The following is an 11391-nucleotide window of genomic DNA, read 5'->3' as shown; positions in this document are numbered from 1 at the left end:
CTATTGTGATAATATATAAGTAAAATAGTAGTTAAAAATTGTTCTATTTTTGTAATTAAATAATCATTTGTTTTTAATGCTAAAATGTTAAGGTTTTCAAATATTCTTATCTTCATACTAAATTTCACAGTAAAATTTCGCTGCAATAAAAAATTATATGTTTATTTTTTAACATTTTTTCTGAATACTAAGCATAGTGACAGATGAATATTTTAATAGAAATAATGAGTTATACCTATAATTGTATATATACAATTATTTTTAAATAGAGATATTAGGGTTTTAGGTAATTAAGTTAATTTGAGAAGTAATTGCTCCTGTAAAGTAATTATTTCGATAAGGAGGGAATTATTAAAAATGGAAGAAAAAGTAATTTCAATTGACAAGGCTACATTAGAATTATTGGAAAAAGCAAAAAATGATGGGGTTGAAACAGCATGGGATAGGAAAGCAGCATTAAAGGTACCCTGTGGATTTGGCGCAGCAGGAGTTTGCTGTAGAAATTGTGCCATGGGCCCCTGTAGAGTAAGCCCTGTACCAGGAAAAGGAGTATCAAGGGGCATATGTGGTGCTACGGCAGATGTTATAGTATCCAGAAATTTTGCAAGAATGGTTGCAGCAGGTACGGCAGCACATTCAGATCATGGTAGAAGTATAGCTCTTAGCTTGTATCATACCCGTGAAGATGGGGATATAAAAGTCAAAGATGAAGAGAAGTTAAAAAGAGTTGCAGAGAGGTTTAATGTTGAAACCGAAGGAAGAGATAAATATGATATAGCACATGATGTGGCAAAGGAAGGATTGAATGATTATGGCAGACAATTGGATGAAGTGAATTTGCCTCCTTCAGTGCCGGAGAAGAGAAAAGAACTTTGGAAAAAATTAGGCATATTTCCAAGGGCAGTAGATAGAGAAATAGCAGCAGTCATGCATTCAACTCATATGGGATGTAATGCAGATGCAGAGAGCATGATCAAAATGTCCATGAGATGTTCATTGACTGATGGATGGCTTGGTTCTTATATGGGCACGGAATTCAGTGATATAATGTATGGAACACCTCATTCTGCAGATACTGAAGCAAATCTTGGAGTGCTTGAAAAAAATTCAGTAAATGTAGTTTTACATGGACATGAACCAATTCTTTCGGAAATGATAGTACAAGCAGCTTCTGATCCGGAATTAATAGAATTGGCTAAATCCGTAGGTGCTGATGGAATAAATTTATGTGGAATGTGCTGTACTGGAAATGAAGTTTCCATGAGACATGGAATAAAGCTGGCAGGAAACTTTATGCAGCAGGAATTGGCGGTTGTTACAGGAGCCGTAGATGCTTTGATAGTAGATGTACAGTGTATAATGCCAGCACTGGCAAAATTATCAGAATCATATCATACTAAATTTATAACCACATCGCCAAAGGCTCATATTAAAGGTTCGACTTATATTGAATTAGATGAGGAAAATCTGCTGAATTCAGCTAAAAGTATATTGAAAGAAGCCATATTGAATTTTAAAAATAGGGATCAAAGTAAAGTGATGATTCCTGAGTTGAAATCAAAGGCAATTGTAGGATATAGTGTAGAGGAAATTTTGAATAAATTAGATAAGGTTGTAAATTCCGAGATAGGTCCAATGCAGACTGTTAAGCCTCTGGCAGATGTTATAGTATCTGGAGTATTGAGAGGAGCAGCAGCTGTAGTTGGATGTAATAATCCTAAAACCACTCAGGACTATAGTCATGTTGAGACCATAAAAGGATTGATAGCAAATGATGTTATCGTGGTGGTTACAGGATGTGCGGCTCAGGCAGCAGCAAAACACGGATTATTACAAAAAGAAGCAGTAAAATATGCAGGACCGGGATTAGCTACTGTATGCAAACTTGTGGACATACCTCCTGTTCTTCACATGGGTTCTTGTGTGGACATAAGTCGTATATTGGATTTAGTTGGAAGAGTAGCAAATCATCTGGGAGTTGATATGAGTGATCTTCCAGTTGCAGGTATAGCACCGGAATGGATGTCGGAAAAAGCTGTAGCAATAGGAACTTACGTAGTGACTTCAGGTATTGATGTCTGGTTGGGAATAGTACCTCCAGTAACGGGTGGACCAGAAGTTGTAGACATACTTACAAATAAAATGGATGACTGGGTAGGAGCTAAGTTCTTTATAGAAACTGATCCTAAAAAAGCAGTTGAACAGATAGTGAATAGAATGAATGAAAAACGTAAAAAAATAGGTATATAAATATACATGATACACTATATATATTATACTAGGATTAGGCAATTAATGTGCATATATGAAAGCGAGTTAATAACAGGTTTTAATTTTATAGTGGCTTAAAGTGATGTGAAATATGCTATCAAAGTGATACATGAGTAGTTTGTGTATCACTTTGAAAAAATTTTTTCGGCAGCCGATATGATCTATATAAAGCAATTAGTCAAAAGGGGGACTACAGATGAAGATGAAAATGGCCATAACAGGTAAAGGTGGTGTGGGAAAGACTACATTTGCGGCAATGATAAGCAGAATATATGCGGAAGAAGGATATAAAGTTTTAGCTGTAGATGCAGATCCTGATCCCAATTTAGCGTTGGCCTTAGGATTTCCCCAAAAAATAACGGAAGAAATCGTTCCAATTTCAGAAATGAAAAAGTTAGTAGCTGAGAGAACTAATTCTACTCCGGGAGCTTTTGGCAAAATGTTCAAAATAAATCCCAAGGTGGATGATATACCTGAGAGGTATTGCAAAGAATACAATGGGGTAAGACTTCTAACCATGGGAACAGTTGATACCGGTGGAACAGGATGTTTTTGCCCGGAAAATGTTTTACTGAAAAAACTTACTTCTCATTTACTCCTTCAAAATAAAGATATTGTAATAATGGATATGGAAGCTGGTATTGAGCATTTAGGGCGAGGTACAGCTCAGGGAGTGGATGTATTCATTGTTGTTATAGAACCTGGAATAAGGAGCATACAGACTTTCAAGCATGTAAGAAAATTGGCTAAAGATATAGGCATTAAAAAGATTTTTGCAGTGGCGAACAAGATTAAAAATGAAGAAGATAAGCAGTTCGTACTTCAAAATATAGATGAAAAAGAGTGCCTTGGTTTTATACACTATAGTAGGGCAGTGGGAAGTTCTGACAGAGTTAATAGATCTCCCTACGATTCTGATAATGAAGCCGTAGAGGAGGTAAAAAAAATAAAAGAAAGATTAGAATTGGGGGTATTTTAAATGACTTATAAATCAGACATAGAAATAGCTCAGGAATGTAAACTGAAGGACATAAGGGACATTGCTAAAAAGCTTGATATTTCCGAAGATGACATTGAATTATACGGTAAGTATAAGGCAAAAGTGAATTATAACCTGTTAAAGAGTACTCCGGGTAAAAATGGTAAACTTATACTCTGTACAGCTATAAACCCGACTCCAGCAGGAGAAGGAAAAACTACTACAGCAATAGGTGTGGCAGATGCACTGGCAAAGCTTAATAAATCAGTAGTTGTTGCACTTAGAGAACCATCTATGGGGCCTGTATTTGGAATAAAAGGCGGAGCTGCCGGTGGCGGATATGCCCAGGTGGTACCTATGGAGGATATAAATCTGCATTTTACAGGGGATCTGCATGCACTGACTGCTGCCAACAATTTACTGGCGGCAATGATAGATAATCACATATATCAGGGAAATTCACTCAACATAGACCCAAGGAGAGTTACATGGAGAAGATGTGTTGACATGAATGACAGGCAGCTTAGGTTTACGGTAGATGGATTGGGTGGTAAAGCCAATGGTACACCTAGAGAAGATGGATTTGATATAACGGTTGCTTCCGAGATAATGGCCATATTCTGTTTATCAAGTAATTTAACTGATCTAAAAAACAGAATTGCCAGAATAGTTGTAGGATACACTAGGGACGGCAAACCTGTAACAGCTCATGACTTAAAGGCTGAAGGAGCTATGACAGCACTTCTTAAAGATGCATTAAAGCCAAATTTGGTACAAACTCTTGAGGGAACACCTGCTTTTGTACATGGTGGACCTTTTGCCAATATAGCTCATGGATGCAATTCAATAATGGCTACTAGGATGGCACTGCATTTCGGTGATTATGTAGTTACAGAGGCAGGTTTCGGTGCAGACCTGGGTGCTGAAAAATTCCTGGATATAAAATGCAGAATGTCAGGTTTGAAGCCGGATGCAGTGATAATAGTGGCTACTGTAAGGGCCTTGAAATATAATGGTGGAGTTCCAAAAGAAGAATTGAACAATGAAAATCTGAAAGCTCTTGAAAAGGGACTGCCTAATTTGCTGAAACATGTGGAGAATATAACTAAAGTATTTAAGTTACCTGCAGTGGTGGCATTAAATGCATTTCCTACAGATACCAAGGCCGAGCTCAAACTGGTAGAAGATAAATGCAGGGAGTTGGGCGTAAATGTAAGATTGTCGGAAGTATGGGCAAAAGGCGGAGAAGGCGGAATAGAAGTTGCAAAAGAGGCACTGAGGCTTATAGAAAATGGTAAAAATGATTTTCAATTTTCGTATGATGAAAAACTTCCAATTAGAGAGAAGATAAGAGCAGTAGCCCAGAAAATATATGGTGCTGATGATGTCAACTTTACAGCTCAGGCAGAAAAAGAAATTGATGAACTGGAAAGACTGGGTTTTGATAAGACTCCAGTTTGCATAGCCAAGACTCAATACTCTCTTACAGATGATCAAACCAAGCTTGGAAGACCAACAGGATTCAAGATCACAGTAAGACAGGTCACAATATCGGCAGGAGCAGGTTTTGTAGTTGCAGTAACTGGTTCAATAATGAAAATGCCAGGACTTCCTAAAGTTCCAGCAGCTGAAAAGATAGATGTAGATGAAAATGGAGTAATAAGCGGATTGTTTTAAAGCATTTTAGGGGGTAGCAATATGAAATTGGCGGATAAAACCTGTGCAGATTTTGTAGAAGTTCTAGCTTCTAAAGCAGCAGCACCTGGTGGAGGCGGAGCTTCAGCAATTGTAGGAGCCATAGGCATGGCACTTGGGAGTATGGTGTGTAATCTTACCATAGGCAAGAAAAAATATGCCCAGTATGATGAAAAGGTAAAAGGGATATTGAAAAAGGCCACTGATTTACAAGATGAACTTTTGAAATTGATGGATGAGGATGCAGAGTGTTTTCTGCCGCTTTCCAAGGCTTATGGGATGCCTAAAGAAACTGAGCAGGAAAAGAAATTGAAATCGGAGACTTTAGAAAAATGTTTGAAGGAAGCCTGCAGTGTTCCAGTAAATATTGTTAAAAAAGCCTATGAGGCTGTTGAACTTCATGAGGCACTTGTAGATAATTGTTCAAAACTTGCCATAAGCGATGTGGGAGTGGGAGTCCAGTGTCTTAAAGCTGCTATTATCGGAGCCCAGCTGAATGTAATAATTAATTTAAATTCAATAAAAGACAATGAATATGTGGATAGAGTTAAAGGAGAGATTGAACCTTTAATTAAAAATGGAATTAAAATAGCTGATGAGGTATATGAGAAAGTTATCAATATTCTCTCTAAATAATAATGTAGATAATTTTAAAATTTAATTATATAGTCCATGAAGGGAGTTAAGGAAAATGACAGTAGTGATGAAGGGTAAACCTGTTGCAGATGCTATAAGTGAGAAATTGATTAAAGAGGTAGAACAGTTGAAATCCAAATCAATTGAGCCAAAACTTACAATAATAAGAATTGGTGCAAAAGGAAGCGATCTTGCGTATGAAAGAGGAGCCTTAAAGAGAAGTAAGACAATTGGAATTTCAACTCAAGTTGTAGAATTGCCGGAAGATGTAACACAGGAAAATTTTTTAAAGGAAATTAAAAAGGCAAATGAGGATAAGTCAACTAATGGAATTTTAGTTTTCAGGCCGTTTCCAGCTCATATTGATGAGAATGCAGTAAAAAATGCTATAGATCCTGCAAAAGATGTGGACTGCATGAGTCCAGTAAACTTTGAAAAAGTTTTTGAAGGTGATAATTCAGGATTTGGTCCATGTACTGCTGAAGCAGTGGTGCAATTGTTAAAATATAATAAAGTACCTATAAAAAGTACAGATATAACAGTGGTAGGAGCCAGTTTAGTTGTTGGTAAACCACTATCAATGATGCTGTTAAATGAATTTGCTACAGTGTCAATTTGTCATATATTCACTAAGGATACAGCAGCTATTTCATGTAAGTCAGATGTAGTTATCAGTGCAGCAGGTAAGGCAAAACTCATACAAACTCAGCACCTGAAAGAAGGCGCAATTGTAGTAGATGTTGGAATAAATGCACTGCCTGATGGAAAAATATGTGGGGACGTTGATTATGATGGAGTTTTTGATAAAGTTAAAGCCATTACACCTGTGCCAGGTGGAGTAGGCTCTATAACCACAAGCATATTGGCAAGCCATGTTGTTAAAGCCTGCAAATTGCAAAACAACTTGTAGACCTTTGAGATAAATGGAGGAGTAAATATGATTATTTCAGAAAAGAAACCAATAGAAGACATACTAGAATATCTTAAAGACAGTCAAAAAGTAATAATTACAGGGTGCTCACTTTGTGCTTCTACTTGTAAAGTAGGAGGAGAAGATGAAGTAGCGGAGATGAAAGATACTCTGGAGAAAAACGGCAAAAAAGTTCTGGGGTACAAAGTACTTGATCCATCATGTAATCTTTTGAAAACAAGAAAAGATTTGAAATCATTGAAAGATGAACTGAAAGATGCGGATGCAATTGTATCGTTGGCCTGTGGAGATGGGACACAGACTGTAGCCAAGTTGGTTGATATTCCTGTTTATCCGGGCAATAATACCCTGTTCATAGGTGAAGTGGAAAGGGTAGGTCAGTATTCAGAAGCTTGTAAGGCCTGTGGAGACTGTCAGCTTGGATGGACCGGAGGAATATGTCCTGTCACCATGTGTGCAAAGGGACTTTTAAATGGCCCTTGTGGCGGAGCAAGGGATGGCAAATGTGAAGTAAATCCTGACAATGATTGTGCTTGGATACTAATATATAATAAGCTGAAGGAATTGGGACAACTTGATAATCTGGATAAAATAAGAGATCCAAGAAATTATCAAATCAATTCTCATCCTAAGAAAATAAATTTGAGGGCTAAGTAATGATCAAAGGGGGATTTAGAAATGAGCTTATTAGAAGAAGCTTTTAAAAAAGGTGATTTTGCGATTACTGCTGAAATGGCACCTCCAAAAGGAACGGATCTTTCTCATTTGATTGAGTGTGCCAAGGGTGTAAAAGGAAGAGTCCAGGGGGTAAATGTTACTGACTTTCAATCGGCTATGTTAAAAGCTACATCTCTAGCTACCTGTAAGGTGCTTAAAGATGTTGGATTGGAACCTGTACTTCAGATAACTGGAAGAGATAGAAACAGAATAGCAATTCAGGGAGAACTTTTGTCAGCAGGAGTTTTTGGTATAGAAAACGTTCTGGCACTTACAGGAGATTACACTGGCATAGGAGATCATCCGGGGGCAAAACCCGTTTATGATCTTGACAGCGTGGGTATATTGCAGGTAGCTAGTACTTTGGCTTCGGGGAAAGATATGGCCGGAAATGATTTAAATGGTGTTCCTGAATTTTACTTAGGGGCCTGTGTTACGCCTCGATATGATCCATTGGATCTTCAGATTATGAAGATGAAAAAGAAGATAAAAGCTGGAGCTAAATTTTTTCAAACTCAGGGAGTTTACGACATAGATACTTTGAAGGAGTTCAGAGAAAAGACAAAAGATCTGGATGCAAAGATTATGGTGGGTATAATACCTTTGAAATCAGCCGGCATGGCTAAATATATGAATAAAAATGTACCGGGTATATATGTACCAGATGAACTCATTGACAGAATGAAAAATGCTGAGGACAAGGTTAAAGAGGGTATAAAGATATCAGCAGAATTTATAAGACGCATAAAAGAAGAAGGATTGGGTGAAGGAGTTCATATAATGGCCATAGGAGCAGAAAAGAATATCCCTTTGATATTGGATGAAGCAGGATTATAAAATAAGGGGAGCGTGTACAATGAAATTAGTTGTAATTGGGGGAGGACCCGGCGGATATGTGGCTGCTGTTCAGGCTGCTATTTTGGGAGCAGATGTAACTGTAATCGAGAAAAAATATGTAGGTGGTACTTGTTTAAATGTGGGATGTATACCTACTAAGGCATTACTGGCTTGCTCAGATGTGCTGGAGGTAGTGAAGGATGCATCTAAATTTGGAGTTGAAATTGAAGGAGAACCGAAAGCTGATTTTGATTTTATCATGAAGCGAAAAAACAAAGTTGTGGATCAGCTGGTAAAGGGAATAGAGGCAATATTCAAATACAGGGGAGTAAAATCTATAAAAGGCAGTGGAAAACTTTTAAACAGCAGGGAAGTGGAAGTTACTAAAGAAGATGGATCAAAGGAAGTTGTCAAAGCGGATAAAATTATACTTGCTACCGGTTCTGTGCCTGTTGCACCTAAATTTTTTAAATATGATGGTAAGAAAGTAATAACTTCCGATGAAGTTTTGAATTTGAGTAAACTGCCCAAGTCAATGATTATAGTTGGAGGAGGACCCATAGGGTGTGAAATAGGGTATTTTTTAAACAGCATGGGAACTGAAGTAAAGGTGGTTGAAATGCTTCCACATCTTGCACCGCTTGAAGATGAAGATGTAGCAAAACAGCTTCAGAGAGTTTTTAAAAGGAAGAAGATAAAGTACTTTGTGGGAGATGGAATATCCAATGTGGAGGTTAAAGAAGATGGTGTAGCTGCTACGTTGAAAAGTGGAAAAATTCTAGAAGCGGAAACCATGCTTGTAGCTGTAGGAAGAAGAGCCTATACTGATGGATTGGGCTTGGAAAACCCAGGAATCAAAACTGATGAAAAAGGCAGGATAATAGTAAATGAGTATCTGGAAACCAGTGTAGAAGGTGTTTATGCCATAGGTGATTTGGTACCTAGTGCTGCTCTTGCACATGTGGCTTCCAGAGAAGGTGTTGTAGCTGTAGAAAATGCAGTATTGGATAAAAAGAAAAAAATGAGTTACAAGGCTGTTCCAGGTTGTATATTTGTAGAACCTGAAGTTGTATCTGTGGGAATAAGAGAAAGTGAAGCAAAAGCTAAGGGAATAGATTATAAGATTGGAAAGTTTGATTTTAGAGGCCTTGGGAAAGCTCAGGCTATGGGAAAATTTCAGGGATTTGTAAAAGTAATAACTGACGAAAAAGATGTCATTATTGGAGCTGCAATAGTAGGTGAACGTGCTACAGATATGATTGGTGAACTTACTGTTGCCTGTGAACTTGGTTTAACTGCACAGCAGTTGGGAGAGGTTATTCATCCTCATCCAACTTTAGGTGAGGGGATAATGGAAGCACTTCATGATGTTCATAATCAGTGTGTTCACTCTATTAGTTAAATTACGTGGCATTAAATGGAGTCATTATTTGGTTATTTAATGTGCATAGGGTTTTTTACCCTATGCATGTGAATATATATTTTCTACATAAAAGGTGTAAAATTTTTATGATAAGCTTTTTATAATGAAATGCTCAGATAGTATTTTTAAACGTAGCAATATATAAGGAGGCTTAGATATGGGATATAAAATAGCTGTAGCAGGCAAGGGAGGTACAGGTAAAACTACCTTAACAGGTCTTTTAATCGATTATCTGATAAAAAAAGGTGCTGGACCTATTTTGGCAGTCGATGCCGATGCCAACTCTAATTTGAATGAAGTACTTGGAACAGAAATTGAAGAAACTATAGGAGAAATAAGAGAAGATGTAAGCCAGAGATCACTTTCAGGAGATAATTTTCCTGGAGGCATGAGAAAGGCGGAGTATTTAAAATACAAATTAAATGCTTCAGTAACAGAAGGAGATGGATATGATCTTATTGTTATGGGAAGATCCCAGGGGCCGGGATGTTATTGCTATGTAAATGGGATACTTAAAGCACAGGTGGACTCTTTATCCAGCAATTATGATTACATAGTAGTTGACAATGAGGCTGGTATGGAACATCTAAGCAGAAAGCTCATAGAACCTATTGATACTTTATTTCTTATAAGTGATTGTTCCAGAAGAGGAGTTCAGGCGGTGGGAAGAATAAAGCAGCTGGTTTCAGAATTGAATTTAAAAGTTGGACAGATCTTTCTCATAGTCAACAGAGCTCCAGAAGGTAAATTGAATGCTGGGATAAATGAGGAAATAGAAAAACAGGGCTTGAATTTAATAGGAGTTGTACCTATGGATCAGATGGTATATGATTATGATTCAGATGGTAAAGCACTGGTGAATCTACCTGATAATTCCGTATGTAGAAGTGCATTAAATAAAATATTATCAAAAATTCAATTTAAAAGTAAATAAGGAGGCAACATTATGTTTAAAAAACCAGCACAGAAATACTCAGGTAAAATTTGTGAAGTTGAAATTGGAACTGGAGAAAAAGCCATAAAATTAGGCGGAGAGGCAGTACTGCCATTTTACGGTTTCGATGGAAACACAGGGAATCCACCTAAAGTGGGTATGGAAATTTCAGATGTTTATCCAGAAGATTGGATAGAACCATTGAAGGAGTTATACAAGGATGTTTCAAATGACACGGTAAAATGGGCAAAATTTGTGGAAGAAAAATATAATCCTGATTTTATATGCCTAAGACTTGTAAGTGCAGATCCAAATGGAGATGATACATCACCTGAAGATTGTGCTAAAAAAGTTAAAGAAGTGGTTGAAGCTATAAAAACTCCTCTTGTGGTTGCAGGTACAGGAAATCATGAAAAGGATGCAAAGTTATTTGAAAAAGTTGCCCAGGCAGCAGAAGGACACAATGTACTTTTGATGTCTGCTGTGGAAGATAATTATAAAACTGTGGCAGCTGCCGGTGTATTGGCTTATAACAACAAAGTTGTAGCAGAATCTGCAGTTGACATAAACCTGGCAAAACAGGTGAATATTTTAATAAATCAACTTGGAATTGACAATGAAAAAATTGTGGCAAATATAGGTTGTTCGGCTGGTGGATATGGATACGAATATGTTATATCCACTTTGGACAGGGTAAAGCTTGCAGCATTGACCCAGAACGACAAGACTCTTCAAGTGCCAATTATAACTCCAATTTCTTTTGAAACATGGAAGGTAAAGGAATCAGTAGAGCCTGAATCAAGTACTCCAGAATGGGGAAATCAGGAAGAAAGAGGAATTTCTATGGAAGTTGCAGCAGCTGCAGGAGTATTGACTTCTGGAAGCGATGCAGTAATACTTCGCCACCCTAAGTCGGTAGAAACAGTTAGAACTTTTGTTAAAGAATTATTGGGATAATAAAAAATTAT

10 protein-coding genes are annotated in these 11391 nt (G+C 37.3%); all 10 read left to right on the top strand.

Annotation, left to right across the window (positions count from 1 at the left end; genetic code table 11):
- Positions 1-357 precede the first annotated feature (357 nt).
- Positions 358-2250: an anaerobic carbon-monoxide dehydrogenase catalytic subunit gene (gene cooS, locus CLLU_RS00785; RefSeq protein WP_106007669.1), complete on the top strand. Its 1893-nt coding sequence runs from the start codon at positions 358-360 to the stop codon at positions 2248-2250.
- Between the two features lie 223 nt (positions 2251-2473).
- Positions 2474-3250, top strand: a complete 777-nt coding sequence (locus CLLU_RS00780) for an ATP-binding protein (protein WP_207655924.1) — start codon at positions 2474-2476, stop codon at positions 3248-3250.
- The gene (locus CLLU_RS00775; protein WP_106007667.1) at positions 3251-4927 is read left to right on the top strand and encodes a formate--tetrahydrofolate ligase; all 1677 of its coding nucleotides are present in this window, start codon (positions 3251-3253) and stop codon (positions 4925-4927) included.
- 21 nt (positions 4928-4948) lie between these two features.
- Entirely contained in the window at positions 4949-5581 is a 633-nt protein-coding gene (locus CLLU_RS00770; protein ID WP_106007666.1) for a cyclodeaminase/cyclohydrolase family protein, read from the top strand.
- Between the two features lie 55 nt (positions 5582-5636).
- Entirely contained in the window at positions 5637-6491 is an 855-nt protein-coding gene (locus CLLU_RS00765; RefSeq protein WP_106007665.1) for a bifunctional 5,10-methylenetetrahydrofolate dehydrogenase/5,10-methenyltetrahydrofolate cyclohydrolase, read from the top strand.
- A 27-nt stretch (positions 6492-6518) separates the two neighbouring features.
- A complete protein-coding gene (locus CLLU_RS00760) occupies positions 6519-7169 on the top strand; it encodes a methylenetetrahydrofolate reductase C-terminal domain-containing protein (protein WP_106007664.1) in 651 nt (216 codons plus the stop codon).
- Between the two features lie 21 nt (positions 7170-7190).
- Complete coding sequence (locus tag CLLU_RS00755; protein ID WP_106007663.1) at positions 7191-8066, top strand: methylenetetrahydrofolate reductase; 876 nt, start codon at positions 7191-7193, stop codon at positions 8064-8066.
- Between the two features lie 19 nt (positions 8067-8085).
- Positions 8086-9468 carry a dihydrolipoyl dehydrogenase gene (gene lpdA / locus CLLU_RS00750; protein WP_106007662.1) on the top strand — a complete coding sequence of 461 codons (1383 nt, stop codon included), beginning with the start codon at positions 8086-8088 and terminating at the stop codon, positions 9466-9468.
- 178 nt (positions 9469-9646) lie between these two features.
- Positions 9647-10423 carry an ATP-binding protein gene (locus CLLU_RS00745; RefSeq protein WP_106007661.1) on the top strand — a complete coding sequence of 259 codons (777 nt, stop codon included), beginning with the start codon at positions 9647-9649 and terminating at the stop codon, positions 10421-10423.
- Between the two features lie 12 nt (positions 10424-10435).
- On the top strand, positions 10436-11380 hold the full coding sequence (gene acsD / locus CLLU_RS00740) for an acetyl-CoA decarbonylase/synthase complex subunit delta (RefSeq protein ID WP_106007660.1): 945 nt from the start codon (positions 10436-10438) through the stop codon (positions 11378-11380).
- Positions 11381-11391 lie beyond the last annotated feature (11 nt).

This window comes from Clostridium luticellarii, assembly GCF_002995845.1.
Classification (GTDB): domain Bacteria; phylum Bacillota; class Clostridia; order Clostridiales; family Clostridiaceae; genus Clostridium_B; species Clostridium_B luticellarii.
The sequence above is the reverse complement of the archived record's forward strand: the minus strand, read 5'-3'. Positions and strand labels throughout refer to the sequence as shown.